The sequence below is a fragment of the Pseudomonas sp. TYF_14 genome, from assembly GCF_043105275.1.
Lineage (GTDB): Bacteria > Pseudomonadota > Gammaproteobacteria > Pseudomonadales > Pseudomonadaceae > Aquipseudomonas > Aquipseudomonas alloputida.
This window is the reverse complement of sequence record NZ_JBICLK010000071.1, coordinates 38281-52523: the sequence shown is the minus strand read 5'-3', so window position 1 is coordinate 52523 and position 14243 is coordinate 38281. Positions and strand designations below refer to the sequence as shown.

The 14243-nt window shown below is 61.9% G+C and carries 15 protein-coding genes; 13 read left to right on the top strand and 2 right to left on the bottom strand.

The features are described 5' to 3' along the window. Positions 1–208: 208 nt before the first annotated feature. From ACF8O8_RS19240 to ACF8O8_RS19230, 3 genes are read left to right on the top strand one after another with little or no spacing between them, the layout of a single operon-like run. Positions 209–868 (top strand): paraquat-inducible protein A, encoded by a 660-nt coding sequence (locus ACF8O8_RS19240; protein ID WP_020190949.1) that lies wholly within the window; start codon positions 209–211, stop codon positions 866–868. Then, on the top strand, positions 855–1478 hold the full coding sequence (locus tag ACF8O8_RS19235; protein ID WP_049588113.1) for a paraquat-inducible protein A: 624 nt from the start codon (positions 855–857) through the stop codon (positions 1476–1478). Before ACF8O8_RS19240 ends, ACF8O8_RS19235 begins: the two co-directional genes overlap by 14 nt. Continuing rightward, positions 1471–3771, top strand: a complete 2301-nt coding sequence (locus ACF8O8_RS19230; protein WP_392510274.1) for an MlaD family protein — start codon at positions 1471–1473, stop codon at positions 3769–3771. The genes ACF8O8_RS19235 and ACF8O8_RS19230 overlap by 8 nt, the downstream gene beginning before the upstream one ends. A 245-nt stretch (positions 3772–4016) precedes the next feature. Here ACF8O8_RS19230 and rpsT read toward each other — a convergent pair whose 3' ends face one another. Then, positions 4017–4295 (bottom strand): 30S ribosomal protein S20, encoded by a 279-nt coding sequence (gene rpsT / locus ACF8O8_RS19225; RefSeq protein WP_003247625.1) that lies wholly within the window; start codon positions 4293–4295, stop codon positions 4017–4019. A 250-nt stretch (positions 4296–4545) separates the two neighbouring features. On the opposite strand from rpsT, the gene murJ reads away from it, so the two are divergent. From murJ to ispH, 6 genes are all read left to right on the top strand, one after another. Beyond that, the gene (gene murJ, locus ACF8O8_RS19220; protein WP_104960730.1) at positions 4546–6084 is read left to right on the top strand and encodes a murein biosynthesis integral membrane protein MurJ; all 1539 of its coding nucleotides are present in this window, start codon (positions 4546–4548) and stop codon (positions 6082–6084) included. Between the two features lie 118 nt (positions 6085–6202). Beyond that, a complete protein-coding gene (ribF, locus tag ACF8O8_RS19215) occupies positions 6203–7153 on the top strand; it encodes a bifunctional riboflavin kinase/FAD synthetase (RefSeq protein ID WP_010951868.1) in 951 nt (316 codons plus the stop codon). Continuing rightward, positions 7150–9981, top strand: coding sequence for an isoleucine--tRNA ligase (gene ileS, locus ACF8O8_RS19210; RefSeq protein WP_392510273.1), 2832 nt, complete (start codon positions 7150–7152; stop codon positions 9979–9981). Before ribF ends, ileS begins: the two co-directional genes overlap by 4 nt. Continuing rightward, positions 9974–10489 (top strand): signal peptidase II, encoded by a 516-nt coding sequence (lspA, locus tag ACF8O8_RS19205; protein WP_003247609.1) that lies wholly within the window; start codon positions 9974–9976, stop codon positions 10487–10489. Before ileS ends, lspA begins: the two co-directional genes overlap by 8 nt. Further along, positions 10482–10919: an FKBP-type peptidyl-prolyl cis-trans isomerase gene (gene fkpB, locus ACF8O8_RS19200; RefSeq protein WP_392510272.1), complete on the top strand. Its 438-nt coding sequence runs from the start codon at positions 10482–10484 to the stop codon at positions 10917–10919. Before lspA ends, fkpB begins: the two co-directional genes overlap by 8 nt. 14 nt (positions 10920–10933) lie before the next feature. Then, positions 10934–11881, top strand: coding sequence for a 4-hydroxy-3-methylbut-2-enyl diphosphate reductase (ispH, locus tag ACF8O8_RS19195; protein ID WP_010951872.1), 948 nt, complete (start codon positions 10934–10936; stop codon positions 11879–11881). A gap of 76 nt (positions 11882–11957) precedes the next feature. Here ispH and ACF8O8_RS19190 read toward each other — a convergent pair whose 3' ends face one another. Next, a complete protein-coding gene (locus ACF8O8_RS19190) occupies positions 11958–12440 on the bottom strand; it encodes a GspH/FimT family protein (protein WP_010951873.1) in 483 nt (160 codons plus the stop codon). 109 nt (positions 12441–12549) lie between these two features. On the opposite strand from ACF8O8_RS19190, the gene ACF8O8_RS19185 reads away from it, so the two are divergent. From ACF8O8_RS19185 to ACF8O8_RS19170, 4 genes are read left to right on the top strand one after another with little or no spacing between them, the layout of a single operon-like run. Continuing rightward, a complete protein-coding gene (locus tag ACF8O8_RS19185) occupies positions 12550–12732 on the top strand; it encodes a prepilin-type N-terminal cleavage/methylation domain-containing protein (RefSeq protein ID WP_049588116.1) in 183 nt (60 codons plus the stop codon). After that, the gene (locus ACF8O8_RS19180; protein ID WP_392510271.1) at positions 12729–13373 is read left to right on the top strand and encodes a PilW family protein; all 645 of its coding nucleotides are present in this window, start codon (positions 12729–12731) and stop codon (positions 13371–13373) included. The genes ACF8O8_RS19185 and ACF8O8_RS19180 overlap by 4 nt, the downstream gene beginning before the upstream one ends. Then, positions 13370–13834 (top strand): hypothetical protein, encoded by a 465-nt coding sequence (locus ACF8O8_RS19175; protein ID WP_014589585.1) that lies wholly within the window; start codon positions 13370–13372, stop codon positions 13832–13834. The genes ACF8O8_RS19180 and ACF8O8_RS19175 overlap by 4 nt, the downstream gene beginning before the upstream one ends. Before the next feature lies 1 nt (position 13835). Continuing rightward, positions 13836–14225, top strand: a complete 390-nt coding sequence (locus tag ACF8O8_RS19170; protein WP_392510270.1) for a type IV pilin protein — start codon at positions 13836–13838, stop codon at positions 14223–14225. The last annotated feature ends 18 nt before the right edge of the window (positions 14226–14243 follow it).

Genomic DNA, 14243 nt, shown 5'->3' with positions numbered 1-14243 from the left:
GTGGGAAAAAAACTGGAACTGCTCGAATCACTGCGGGAGCGGAGATGGCACCGGCGTTGCCGGTGTTCGCGGGTAAACCCGCTCCTACAAGGGATGGGTGCAACGCCAGGCAGGGGCGCACCCCCGCACACTCTTCAGGACAGCGTCGCCTCCCATAATTCGAGTCAGAACACTAGAATAGCCCCACGCACCTATACAGAAGCGCTCTATGTCCAATTCTGTCGAACCTGAAACCCTGGCCCAGCTGCCGTTGGACGAGCTTGTCGCCTGCCATGAATGCGACCTGCTGCTGCGCAAGCCCGTGCTGCAGCATGATGAGAAAGCCCAATGCCCGCGCTGCGGCTACGAGCTCTATGCCCACCGGCACAATGTGGTCAATCGCAGCCTGGCCTTGGTGCTGACGGCCCTTTTGCTGTTCGTGCCGGCCAATTTCCTGCCGATCATGCAGTTGCACCTGCTTGGCCAGACTTCGGACGATACGGTCTGGAGTGGCGTGCTAGGCCTGTACAACTCGGGAATGCGCGGTGTTGCCGTAGTGGTACTGCTCTGTAGCATGGTCATTCCGCTGGCGAAGCTGCTCTGTCAGCTGGCCGTGCTGTTGAGCATCCGCTTGAACTTCGGGCGTGACTACGGCCTGGTCTTCTACCGCATCTATCACCACCTGCGTGACTGGGGCATGCTCGAGGTCTATTTCATGGGGGTGCTGGTGGCCATCGTCAAACTGGTGGACCTGGCCGAACTGACCGTGGGCCTTGGGCTGTTCTGTTTCATCAGTCTGCTATTGATCCAGGTGTGGCTCGAAGTGGTGATGTCGCCCCACCAGATCTGGAGTGCGCTATCGGGGGAGGACCTGCATGCGGGCGATTGACGCAGGCATTGTTGTCTGCAATGAGTGTCACGAGCTGAACAGGCAGGAGCCAGACAGCACTTCGCAAACCTGCACACGTTGCGGCGCTATCGTGCATGCACGCCGGCCGAACAGTATCGTGCGCACCTGGGCGTTGCTGATTGCGGCGTCGATCCTCTACATCCCGGCCAACATACTGCCGATCATGACCGTGAGTACCCTCGGTCAGGGTAGCCCGGACACCATCATGTCCGGTGTCATCACCCTGCTCAAGCACGGCATGGTGCCCATTGCGGCTGTGGTGTTCATTGCCAGTATCCTGGTCCCCACGTTCAAGCTGGTGGGCATCGGCTTGCTGTTGTACTCCGTTCAGCGGCGGCAGCCGCTTTCGGCCCGGCAGCGGATATTGATGTACCGCTTCATCGAATTCATTGGGCGCTGGTCCATGCTGGACATCTTCGTCATTGCCATCCTGGTGGCAGTGGTGAATTTTGGCCGAATAGCCAGTGTCGAAGCCAACCTGGGCGCTGTCGCCTTCGCAACTGTGGTGATCCTGACAATGCTTGCCGCTTTAACTTTCGATCCCCGACTGATTTGGGATAACACGGAGTCGGAGGACGACCATGAGTGACCTGCCAACGGCTAAAACCCGCCCAGCCTCGAACTGGTCGGCCATCTGGATCCTGCCTTTGATTGCGCTGATGATCGGTGGCTGGCTCGCGTGGCAGGCCTACCGCGACGCTGGTGTGGAAATTGAAGTCCGCTTCGAGTCGGGAGAGGGTATCGTCGCCAACAAGACCGAGGTCATCTACAAAGGCATGCCGGTTGGCAAGGTGAAAAGCCTGGTGCTCGACGCCAAGGGCGACACGCAGGGGGTGATCGCTACCATCGAGATGAACAAGGCTGCCGAGCCCCATCTAACCAAAGGCACGCGTTTTTGGCTGGTGAAGCCGAGTGTCAGCCTGGCCGGTATATCTGGCCTTGAAACACTGGTGTCGGGTAACTACATCGCCGTTAGCCCGGGAGAGGGGGAACGTACCAAACGCTTTGTGGCATTGAAGGTGGCGCCACCGCTCTCGGATTCTGAACCAGGCCTGCACCTGACCCTCAAGGCCGACAGGCTGGGCTCGCTCAACCGTGACAGCCCGGTGTTCTACAAGCAGATTCAGGTAGGCCGGGTGAAAAGCTACCGCCTGTCCGAGGACCAGAGCACCGTAGAGGTGAAAGTCTTCATCGAGCCGGCCTACGCCAGCCTGGTGCGCAAGCACACGCGTTTCTGGAACGCCAGCGGTGTCAGCATCGATGCTTCGCTTTCGGGTGTGAAGGTGCGCAGTGAGTCTTTGTCGAGCATTGTGGCGGGTGGTATCGCCTTCGCCACGCCGGAGTACCGCAAGGACAGCCCTCCCACCGACCCGAGCCTGCCGTTCCGCCTGTACGAGGACTTCGATGCCGCCCAGGCGGGTATCCGGGTAAAAGTGAAGCTGAGCGATTATGAAGGCCTGCAGGCGGGTCGCACGCCGGTCATGTACAAGGGCATCCAGGTGGGTTCGCTGAAAGCCCTGAAGATGGAAGACAACCTGGCCAGCGCTTCGGCCGAGCTGACACTCGACCCACTGACCGAGGACTACCTGGTAGACGGGACACAGTTCTGGGTAGTCAAACCGTCGATTTCCCTGGCGGGAATCACTGGCCTGGAAGCCTTGGTCAAAGGTAACTACATTGCCATTCGTCCTGGTGAGAAGGGCGCACGGCCAGAGCGTGAGTTCGAGGCGCGTGCCAAGGCGCCGCCGCTCGACCTCAAAGCGCCGGGCCTGCACATGGTGTTGTTCGCCGACACCTTGGGTTCGCTGGAAATCGGCAGCCCGGTGACGTACCGCCAGGTGAAGGTGGGTAGCGTGCAGAGCTATCAGTTCGCCCGTAACAGCAACCGCATCCTGATCGGTGTGCATATCGAGAAGGAGTACGAGAAGCTGGTCAATGGTTCGTCGCGCTTCTGGAACGTCAGTGGGATCACCCTGACCGGCGGCCTGTCGGGCATCAAGATCAAGAGTGAGTCGCTGCAAACACTGATGGCCGGCGGTATTGCGTTCGATACGCCACGGCCCGATGTACCGCTGAAACGGCACATTCCACGCTTCCGCCTGCATGACAGCCAGGAAGCGGTGAACCGTGCGGGTACGTTGATCACCATCCGTGTAGAGCGTGCCGATGGCCTGAAACCGGGCACGGCCATCCGCTTCCGCGGCCTGGATGTGGGCAGCATCGAGAGCGTCGACCTCACCGATGACCTGCAGGCGGTGCTGCTAAGGGCGCGCATTACCGAATCGGCGGATCGCATTGCCCGTGCCGGTACGCAGTTCTGGGTGGTCAAGCCGGCCCTTGGCTTGGTGCGCACTGAAAACCTGGACACCTTGATAGGTGGGCAGTACCTGGAAGTGCAGCCAGCAGCCAAGAACCGTGGACCACAGCGCGATTTCATCGCCCTAACCGAGGCACCGGAGGTAGCAGGGCCAGAGGTCGGCCTGCCATTGACGCTCAGTGCGCCACGCCGCGGCTCGATCAAGCCGGGTGTGCCGGTTACCTATCGTGAGGTTACGGTGGGCAAGGTGACAGGCTTCGAGCTGGGCCAGAGCGCTGACCGCGTGCTGATTCATATCCTCATCGAGCCGCGCTATGCCGCCTTGGTGCGCAGCGGTAGCCGCTTCTGGAACAGCAGTGGTTTCGGTTTCGACTGGGGTCTGTTCAAGGGCGCTACAGTGCGTACCGAGTCGGTGGAAACCCTGATCGATGGCGGTATCGCCTTCGCAACGCCAGATGGCGAGCAGATGGGTAACCCGGCGCGGCCGCAGCAGACCTTTGCCTTGTTCGAAAAGGCCGAGGATGAATGGCTGCAGTGGGCACCGAAGATTCAGATCGCCAAGTGATGTAAAAGTAGGGCCGCCAAGCGCGGCCCTGCTTTTTTGTGGGAGCGGCCTTGCGTCGCGAAAGGGGCGCGTAGCGGCCCCTCGGTCTCAGCGCAGAAAGTGAGATTGCCGGGGCTGCCCCGCAGCCCTATCGCGACACAAGGCCGCTCCCACAGATCGAGTCCCGCATGGAACTGGGCCCGCAAGCATAAATCGCAGGCAACAAAAAACCGACCCTAGGGTCGGTTTTTCGACTAGCGCGTCGCTTAGGCAGCTGCAGCTTCTTTCAGCGCCTTGATGTGGCCATTCAGACGGCCTTTGTGACGAGCAGCCTTGTTCTTGTGGATGATACCCTTGTCGGCCATACGGTCGATTACAGGTACAGCCAGAACGTAAGCGGCTTGCGCTTTTTCGGCGTCTTTTGCGTCGATGGCTTTAACTACATTCTTGATGTAGGTGCGGACCATGGAACGCAGGCTGGCGTTGTGGCTGCGACGCTTCTCAGCCTGTTTTGCACGTTTCTTGGCGGAAGGTGTGTTGGCCACCGTCGAGCTCCTCGAAAGACTTTAGGTAAATAGCAAACAAAATAGGCCGCGAATCATGCCGATCAGTCGAGCGGATGTCAAGGCCACCTGCAAGGTTCCGCCGAGCGGTGCGCCAACAAGCGGGAAAGATTCCTTTATGCTGCGCGACCTGTACACTCGGGAATTTTTGGCTCCCCTGCGAAGGCGCGGGAGTATCGCACATTCGGACGCTGTCTGGCAGCGTCCTCTGTCATTGGCGTGAATCTTTTCGATGAACCTGCTCAAATCCCTGGCTGCAGTAAGCTCGATCACCATGATTTCGCGGGTGCTGGGCTTTGTTCGCGACACCATCCTGGCCCGCATCTTTGGTGCTGGTGTCGCTACCGATGCCTTCTTCATCGCGTTCAAACTGCCCAACCTGTTGCGGCGCATCTTCGCCGAAGGCGCATTCTCCCAGGCCTTCGTGCCGATTCTGGCCGAGTACAAGACCCAGCAGGGCGAGGAGGCGACGCGCACCTTCATTGCCTATGTCAGCGGCCTTCTGACCCTGGTGCTGGCCCTGGTGACCGCCATCGGCATCCTCGCTGCACCGTGGGTGGTGTGGGCCACGGCCCCGGGTTTTGTCGACAGCACCGAAAAATATGCGCTGACCACCGACCTGTTGCGGGTGACGTTTCCTTATATATTCCTGATCTCGCTGTCTTCCCTGGCCGGAGCGATCCTCAATACCTGGAACCGCTTTTCGGTGCCGGCCTTCACGCCTACCTTGCTGAACGTGGCGATGATCGCCTTCGCCGTGTTGCTGACGCCGTACTTCAACCCGCCAATCATGGCGTTGGCCTGGGGCGTGCTGGCGGGTGGCCTGGCGCAGTTGCTGTACCAGCTGCCAGCGCTGAAGAAGATCGGCATGCTCGTGTTGCCGCGCCTGAACCTCAAGGACGCGGGAGTGTGGCGGGTACTGAAACAGATGCTGCCGGCGATCCTGGGGGTGTCGGTGAGCCAGATCTCGCTGATCATCAACACCATCTTCGCTTCCTTCCTGGTGGCCGGCTCGGTGTCGTGGATGTACTACGCCGACCGCCTCATGGAGCTGCCTTCCGGTGTGCTGGGCGTTGCCCTGGGCACTATCCTGCTGCCGACACTGGCCAAGACCTACGCCAACAAGGACCGCGAGGAGTACTCGCGAATTCTCGACTGGGGCCTGCGCCTGTGCTTCCTGCTGGTACTGCCCTGCACCCTGGCGTTGGCCATTCTTGCCGAACCGCTGACCGTTGCTTTGTTTCAATATGGCAAGTTCAGCGCGTTTGATGCGGCGATGACCCAGCGAGCGTTGATCGCCTATTCCGTGGGCTTGCTGGCGATCATTCTGATCAAGGTACTGGCACCTGGCTTCTACGCGCAGCAGAATATCCGCACGCCGGTAAAGATCGCGGTCTTCACCCTGGTCTGCACTCAGCTGTTCAACCTTGCCCTGGTCGGCCCGCTTGCACATGCCGGCCTGGCATTGGCGATCAGCCTCGGTGCCTGCCTGAATGCCGGTTTGCTGTTCTGGAAGCTGCGCAGTCAGCAGCTGTTCGAGCCTCAGCCTGGCTGGGCAGTGTTCCTGCTCAAGCTTGTGTTGGCGGTGGCGCTGATGTCGGCAGTACTGCTGGCGGGCATGCACTATATGCCGGCCTGGGAACAGGGCATCATGCTTGAGCGCTTCCTGCGGCTTGGGGCGCTGATCCTGGCGGGCGTCGTGACGTATTTTGGCTGCCTGTACCTGTGTGGCTTCCGGCCCCGGCATTTCGCTCGCAAGGCCTTGCACTGAGGCTTTTGGCGGGTCAGGCGTCGGTTTTTCGCATTCCACGCCGCCCTTGGGCGCTGCTGCCTGTCACCAGCGCCCGGGTGTGGTTATAATCGGCCACTTTATGAGCAAGAAGCGCGTTATGCAGCTGGTTCGAGGTCTTCACAACCTGCGCCCCGAGCACCGGGGCTGTGTCGCCACCATTGGCAACTTCGACGGGGTTCACCGCGGCCACCAGGCAATCCTGGCGCGCCTGCGCGAGCGCGGTCAGGCCCTGGGCCTGCCGACCTGCGTGGTGATCTTCGAACCGCAACCACGCGAGTACTTCGCACCCGATACCGCGCCAGCGCGCCTGGCCCGGCTGCGCGACAAGATCGAGCTGCTGGCGACCGAAGGCATCGACCGGGTGCTGTGCCTGGCGTTCAACCAGCGTCTGAGCAAGCTCAGTGCCGATGCCTTCGTCAAGGCCATCCTGGTCGACGGCCTGGGGGTGCGTCATCTCGAAGTGGGCGATGACTTCCGCTTCGGCTGCGACCGTGCTGGCGACTTCGCTTTCCTGGTCGAGGCCGGCAACGCGTACGGCTTTACCGTCGAGGCCGCCAACACGGTCATCCAGGATGGCCTGCGGGTCAGCAGCACCGAAGTGCGCAAGGCCTTGTCCGAGGGCGACTTCGAACTGGCCGAACACCTGCTGGGCCGCCCGTACCGCATTACAGGCCGCGTGCTGCACGGCCAGAAGCTGGCCCGCCAGCTCGGCACACCAACCGCCAACATCCAGCTCAAGCGCCGCCGCGTGCCGCTGTCCGGGGTATACCTGGCCAGCATCGTGATCGACGGCAAAGCTTGGCCGGGTGTCGGCAATATCGGCGTGCGCCCCACCGTTGCCGGTGATGGGCGCCCGCACCTGGAGATTCATCTTCTGGACTTTGCCGGCGATCTTTACGGCCGGCGCCTGACGGTGGAGTTCCACCACAAGCTGCGTGAAGAGCAGCGATTCGCCTCCCTGGAGGCGCTGAAGTCGGCGATCGATGCGGATATCGCCGCCGCACGTGCACATTGGCACGCTCAACCGCTAACGAAGAGCCTGAAATGACCGACTACAAAGCCACGCTTAACCTTCCGGACACCGCCTTCCCCATGAAGGCCGGCCTGCCTCAGCGCGAACCGCAGATCCTGCAGCGCTGGGACAGCATTGGCCTGTACCAGAAGCTGCGCGAAATTGGCAAGGATCGTCCCAAGTTCGTCCTGCACGACGGCCCGCCCTATGCCAACGGCAAGATTCACATCGGTCATGCGCTGAACAAGATCCTCAAGGACATGATCGTCCGTTCCAAGACCCTGGCCGGCTTCGATGCGCCGTACGTGCCAGGTTGGGACTGCCACGGCCTGCCGATCGAGCACAAGGTCGAGGTTACCCACGGCAAGCACCTCTCCGCCGACCGTACCCGCGAGCTGTGCCGCGAGTACGCTGCCGAGCAGATCGAAGGGCAGAAGACCGAGTTCATCCGCCTGGGCGTGCTGGGTGACTGGGACAACCCATACAAGACCATGAACTTCGCCAACGAGGCCGGTGAAATCCGCGCCCTGGCCGAGATGGTCAAGCAAGGCTTCGTGTTCAAGGGCCTGAAGCCGGTGAACTGGTGCTTTGATTGCGGTTCGGCGCTGGCTGAAGCGGAAGTCGAGTACGCTGACAAGAAGTCGCAGACCATCGACGTGGCCTTCTCGGTTGCCGATGAAGCCAAGCTGGCCGCCGCCTTCGGCTTGGCCTCTCTGGCCAAGCCGGCCGCCATCGTGATCTGGACCACCACCCCGTGGACCATCCCGGCCAACCAGGCCCTGAACATCCACCCGGAATTCAAGTACGCCCTGGTCGACACCGGCGAACGCCTGCTGGTGCTGGCTGAAGAGCTGGTCGAGTCGTGCCTGAAGCGCTACAACCTGGAAGGTTCGGTCGTTGCCACCGCCCAAGGTTCGGCGCTGGAGCTGATCAACTTCCGTCATCCGTTCTACGATCGCCTGTCGCCAATCTACCTGGCCGACTACGTCGAGCTGGGCGCCGGTACCGGCGTGGTGCATTCCTCGCCAGCCTACGGTGAAGACGACTTCGTCACCTGCAAGCGCTACGGCATGGTCAACGACGACATCCTTACCCCGGTGCAGAGCAACGGCGTGTATGTCGACTCGCTGCCATTCTTCGGCGGCCAGTTCATCTGGAAGGCCAACCCGGCCATCGTCGAGAAGCTGAGCGAAGTCGGTGCGCTGATGCACACCGAAACCATCAGCCACAGCTACATGCACTGCTGGCGCCACAAGACCCCGCTGATCTACCGCGCCACCGCGCAGTGGTTCGTGGGCATGGACAAGCAGCCGAGCACCGGCGAGCCGCTGCGTGAGCGTGCGCTGAAAGCCATCGAAGACACCAAGTTCGTCCCGGCCTGGGGCCAGGCGCGCCTGCACGCGATGATCGCCAACCGCCCGGACTGGTGCATCTCGCGTCAGCGCAACTGGGGTGTGCCGATCCCGTTCTTCCTGCACAAGCAGACCGGCGAGCTGCATCCGCGCACTGTCGAACTGATGGAAGAAGTGGCCAAGCGTGTCGAGCAGCAAGGCATCGAGGCCTGGTTCAAGCTGGACGCCGCTGAACTGCTGGGCGCTGAAGCCGACCAGTACGACAAGATCGCCGACACCCTCGACGTGTGGTTCGACTCGGGCACCACTCACTGGCACGTACTGCGTGGCTCGCACGACATCGGCCACGCCACCGGCCCGCGCGCTGACCTGTACCTGGAAGGTTCCGACCAGCACCGCGGCTGGTTCCACTCGTCCTTGCTGACCGGTTGCGCCATCGATAACCATGCGCCATACCGCGAGCTGTTGACCCACGGCTTCACCGTGGACGAGAACGGCCGCAAGATGTCCAAGTCGCTGGGCAACACCATCGAGCCGGAGAAGGTCAACAACACCCTGGGTGCCGATATCCTGCGCCTGTGGGTTTCGGCCACCGACTATTCCGGTGAAATGGCCGTTTCCGAGCAGATCCTGCAGCGCAGTGCCGACGCCTACCGGCGTATCCGCAATACCGCCCGCTTCCTGCTGTCCAACCTGTCCGGCTTCGACCCGGCCCGCGACCTGCTGGCCCCGGAAGACATGCTGGCGCTGGACCGCTGGGCCGTGGACCGTACCCTGCTGCTGCAACGCGAACTGGAAGAGCACTACAGCGAGTACCGTTTCTGGAACGTCTACTCCAAGGTGCACAACTTCTGCGTACAGGAGCTGGGCGGCTTCTACCTCGACATCATCAAGGACCGCCAGTACACCACCGGCGCCAACAGTGTTGCCCGCCGTTCCTGCCAGACTGCGCTGTACCACATCAGCGAGGCGCTGGTGCGCTGGATCGCGCCGATCCTGGCATTCACCGCCGACGAAATCTGGCAGTACCTGCCGGGCGAGCGCAACGAGTCGGTAATGCTCAACGGCTGGTACCAAGGCCTGAGCGAGCTGCCGGAAGGCACCGAGTTGGACCGCGCCTACTGGGACCGCGTGATGGCAGTGAAGGCATCGGTCAACAAGGAGCTGGAAAACCAGCGCACCGCCAAGGTCATCGGCGGCAACCTGCAAGCCGAAGTGACCCTGTACGCCGACGAAGGCCTGAGTGCCGACCTGGGCAAGCTGGGCGACGAGTTGCGCTTCGTGCTGATCACCTCGGCCGCCAGCGTGGTGCCGTTCGCACAGGCGCCGGCCGAAGCGGTAGCCACCGAAGTCGAAGGCCTCAAGCTGCAAGTGGTCAAGTCCGGCCACACCAAGTGCGGCCGTTGCTGGCACTTCCGCGCCGACGTCGGCAGCCATCCGGAGCACCCGGAAATCTGCGGCCGTTGCGTCGACAACCTGACCGGCTCGGGTGAGGTGCGCCACTATGCCTAACCCTGCAGCGGGGCGCTTCGGGCGCCTTGCATGGCTGTGGCTGAGCTTGCTGGTCCTGGTCATCGACCAGGCCACCAAGCTGTACTTCAACAACGCCCTGACCATGTACCAGCAGATCGTGGTCATTCCTGACTACTTCAGCTGGACCCTGGCCTACAACACCGGTGCCGCGTTCAGCTTCCTGGCTGACGGAGCGGGTTGGCAGCGCTGGTTGTTCGCCCTGATCGCCGTGGTGGTCAGCGCGGTACTGGTCGTCTGGCTCAAGCGCCTGGGGCGCAACGAGACCTGGCTGGCCGTGGCGCTGGCGCTGGTGCTGGGTGGGGCGATTGGCAACCTGTACGACCGCATCGTGCTGGGCCATGTGGTCGACTTCATCCTGGTGCACTGGCAGAACCGCCATTACTTCCCGGCCTTCAACGTGGCCGACAGCGCCATCACCGTTGGTGCGGTGATGCTGGCGCTGGATATGTTCAAGAGCAAGAAGTCCGAGGATCCGGTCCATGACTGACACCCGTATCGGCCAGAACACCGAAGTCACCCTGCACTTCGCGCTGCACCTGGAAAACGGCGACACCGTCGACAGCACGTTCGATAAGGCCCCGGCTACTTTCAAAGTGGGTGATGGCAACCTGCTGCCGGGCTTTGAAAACGCCCTGTTCGGCTTCAAGGCCGGTGACAAGCGCATCGTGGCAGTGGCCCCGGAGAACGCGTTCGGCCAGCCTAACCCGCAGAACGTGCAGGTCATGCCGAGGTCCAACTTCGAAGGCATGGAGTTGTCCGAAGGGCTGCTGATCATCTTCAACGACGCCGCCAACACCGAGCTGCCGGGTGTGGTCAAAGCGTTCGATGACGACCAGGTCACCATCGACTTCAATCACCCACTGGCTGGCAAGACCCTGACCTTCGAGGTGGAGATCCTCGAGGTGAAGGCCCTGTAAGCCTGGAGCCGAGCATGCAAATCAAACTCGCCAACCCTCGCGGCTTCTGCGCCGGGGTCGACCGGGCGATCGAGATCGTCAACCGCGCGCTGGAAGTCTTCGGCCCGCCGATCTATGTGCGCCACGAAGTGGTGCACAACAAGTTCGTGGTGGAAGACTTGCGTAACCGCGGCGCCATCTTTGTCGAAGAGCTGGACCAGGTGCCGGACGATGTCATCGTCATCTTCAGTGCCCACGGTGTTTCCCAGGCCGTGCGGCAGGAAGCTGCTGGCCGTGGCCTGAAAGTGTTCGATGCCACTTGCCCGCTGGTGACCAAGGTTCACATCGAAGTGGCCAAGTACAGCCGCGATGGCCGTGAGTGCATTCTCATCGGCCACGAAGGGCACCCGGAAGTCGAAGGCACCATGGGCCAGTACGATGCCAGCAACGGTGGCGCCATCTACCTTGTCGAAGACGAGGAAGATGTGGCCAACCTGCAGGTGCGCGACCCGGACCACCTGGCTTTCGTCACCCAGACAACACTGTCGATGGACGACACCAGCCGCGTCATCGATGCGCTGCGTGCGCGCTTCCCGAACATCGGCGGCCCGCGCAAGGACGACATCTGCTACGCCACCCAGAACCGCCAGGATGCCGTCAAGCAACTGGCCGGCGAGAGCGACGTGGTGCTGGTGGTCGGCAGCCCGAACAGTTCCAACTCCAACCGTTTGCGTGAGCTGGCTGAGCGCATGGGCACCCCGGCCTACCTGATTGACGGTGCCGAGGACCTGCAACGCGGCTGGTTTGACCAGGCCGCGCGCATCGGCATCACCGCCGGTGCTTCTGCGCCCGAAGTGCTGGTGCGTGGCGTGATCGAACAGCTCAAGGCCTGGGGCGCCACTGGCGCTGAAGAGCTGGACGGGCGCGAAGAGAACATCACCTTTTCAATGCCCAAAGAGCTGCGGGTTCGCTCGCTGATCTGACGGGCAGTACCGCCGCCAATGCAGGGGCTGCTTTGCAGCCCTTGCGCGACACAAGACCGCTCCTGCAATGACCGCGCTAGCAGCGGTCATTGCTCAGGTCCTCCGTAAGCAACCTGACTCTGCCGCTTGATGCCAGCACCACCTGATATCGGCTGCGAGCAGCGGCGCGTTCGCACATTTCCAGTTTTGCGCCCAACCAGCTGTTGCCCGACGTCATGGGCACGCCCAGCGCACTGAATTTGAACTGCTCACCGCGATTGCTGGTTATTTTCAGCGGCTTTGAAAGGCGCTGTTCGCGCAGCACCTGCCGGTTATGCTCCAGCACTACCCGCCACCCATTCCCCCAATTACCGTCCAGCGCCAGCACCAGCACCGGCTGACCCTGCAACAGCGCATGGCTGCGTGCACTGCGCAGCGCCTGCGCCAGATCACGGGCAGCCGCCGCCCGGTGCAGGTCATCGCTCATTCTGGCGTAGGCCGGCATGCCCAGCTGGGTCAGCAAGACCGCCACGGCCAAGGCCGACAACATTTGTATCAGTGTTACGCCGCGTTGCTTCACCGTGCATTCCTCCCTGGACGTGCTTGGCTATAGCTTCCTGGCGGTTGGACAAGAGGTCCAGTCGCCCAAGTTGAAAGCAATGACGGGAAAAGTCGCAGGAGGTGCAGGGATGCACGCAAGGCAAGGGGGCATGACGCTTCTGGAAGTGTTGTTGGCGGTTGTGGTCGTGGCTGTGGGTATGTTCGCCGCAGCGGGGCTGCAATTGCAGGCATTGCAGGCTGTGGACAGTGCGCGGCGCAATGGGCAGGCGGCAATGGCGGCGCACAGCGAGCATGAACGGGGGCGTCGATGAGGCGCGGCCAACGTGGTTTTGGTTTGGTTGAGCTGATGTTGGCGCTGACTATCGGGTTGATGCTGTTGGCGGCCGCCAGTCAGCTCTTTGCATCGGCTCAACAGGCCTGGCGCCTGCAAAGTACTGCGCTGCGCATGCAGGATGAGGCGCGGCAGGCGTTGCTGCGCATGGCCCAGGATATTCGCATGGCCGGCATGTTTGGCTGTTTGCGCCTGAAACCTTCCGATTTCGATGACCCGGCATTACAGCAGGTCTTCGCTCGCCCCCTGGTGATCGAAGCGTCCACCCTCAGCCTGATCGTGGCGGAGTTGCCTGGGCAAGCTGGCCGACCTGACTGGTTTCTGCACACCAATTGCCTGACCGAAGTGTCTGTCGATGCAGCACGCAAGGCTGGGGACCTACTGGTGTACCCGGTCAGCAGGTATGTCTACCAGCTCCAGGACGATAAGCTGAGGTTCAAACGCGGAAACAGCAAATTTCAACCGTTGGTTGATAATGTGCAGGCGATGCGTGTGGAGCGTGTGCAGATGGTGGGGGGAGAACGGGTGGATATCAGCCTGACACTCTACGAACCCACGCTCAAGGTTCAGCAGCGCCATGAGTTGAGCGTCGCAATCCGCAACCCGGTCCCCGCTTCATGACTCACCAGCGTGGCGTGGTTCTTCTACTGGCCTTGGTCCTGAGCGTCCTGCTGGGCCTGCTTGCCACATCTGCCCTGCGCGACGCGCTGGTGGAAACGCGGATGACCGGCTACCTGAGCGATGGCCTGATGGCGCTGGAAGAGGCTGAGGCCACTTTGCTGGCCGGGGTACGCGAACTTGAACGGGCGCCCCCTGACGTTTGTAACGCGTGCCTGCCACCGCCCAGGCCGCACGATCTGGTTGGGCAGTGGCAAGGCACCCAGACCGGCTTTTTCCAGCTGCAGAACCTGGGTGTCAGCACACGTGCCGCGCACATGCCCGAAGGGCAGCCGGTTAGCCTGTTCCGGATTACCGCCGTCAGCAAGCAAAGCCGCTCACGGCATGTGCTGGAAGCGGTCTACGCCGTGGCCGGCAATCAAACCCAACGCATCACCTGGCGGCAAAGATTGCGAGGAGACTGACATGCAGCAAGGCTTGAGCCTGATCGAGTTGTTGATTGTGCTGGCCGTGACCGGCATTCTGGCAGCCATTGCCTACCCCAGTTACAGCGACCAGCTTCGGCGAGCCGCACGCAGCGAAGTGGTTGGCCTGCTGCATGATGCCGCCCTGCGCCTGGAGCGCCACCGCGTGCGCACTGGCCAATACGCCGAGGGCGACCTGGTCTTGCCCGAAGGTACCCGCTACTACAGCCTTCAGGCCCAGCGCGACAGTGACACCTTCACGCTGCGCGCCCGGCGGCTACCGCATGGGCTGATGGCACAGGATGGCTGTGGCGATTTCCAGCTCGACCAGGCTGGCGTGCAGCACAATCAGGGCGCCGTTGAGCACAGCACGCACTGTTGGGGAAGTTGAAGGTTCAATGATGCCCGG

Coding starts and splice junctions, on each gene's coding strand:
- ACF8O8_RS19180 (WP_392510271.1), top strand. CDS start 12,729: ATGAGGCGCGGCCAACGTGGTTTTGGTTTGGTTGAGCTGATGTTGGCG.
- ACF8O8_RS19185 (WP_049588116.1), top strand. CDS start 12,550: ATGCACGCAAGGCAAGGGGGCATGACGCTTCTGGAAGTGTTGTTGGCG.
- lspA (WP_003247609.1), top strand. CDS start 9,974: ATGCCTAACCCTGCAGCGGGGCGCTTCGGGCGCCTTGCATGGCTGTGG.
- ribF (WP_010951868.1), top strand. CDS start 6,203: ATGCAGCTGGTTCGAGGTCTTCACAACCTGCGCCCCGAGCACCGGGGC.
- ACF8O8_RS19240 (WP_020190949.1), top strand. CDS start 209: ATGTCCAATTCTGTCGAACCTGAAACCCTGGCCCAGCTGCCGTTGGAC.
- murJ (WP_104960730.1), top strand. CDS start 4,546: ATGAACCTGCTCAAATCCCTGGCTGCAGTAAGCTCGATCACCATGATT.
- ACF8O8_RS19235 (WP_049588113.1), top strand. CDS start 855: ATGCGGGCGATTGACGCAGGCATTGTTGTCTGCAATGAGTGTCACGAG.
- ACF8O8_RS19170 (WP_392510270.1), top strand. CDS start 13,836: ATGCAGCAAGGCTTGAGCCTGATCGAGTTGTTGATTGTGCTGGCCGTG.
- ispH (WP_010951872.1), top strand. CDS start 10,934: ATGCAAATCAAACTCGCCAACCCTCGCGGCTTCTGCGCCGGGGTCGAC.
- ACF8O8_RS19230 (WP_392510274.1), top strand. CDS start 1,471: ATGAGTGACCTGCCAACGGCTAAAACCCGCCCAGCCTCGAACTGGTCG.
- ileS (WP_392510273.1), top strand. CDS start 7,150: ATGACCGACTACAAAGCCACGCTTAACCTTCCGGACACCGCCTTCCCC.
- ACF8O8_RS19175 (WP_014589585.1), top strand. CDS start 13,370: ATGACTCACCAGCGTGGCGTGGTTCTTCTACTGGCCTTGGTCCTGAGC.
- fkpB (WP_392510272.1), top strand. CDS start 10,482: ATGACTGACACCCGTATCGGCCAGAACACCGAAGTCACCCTGCACTTC.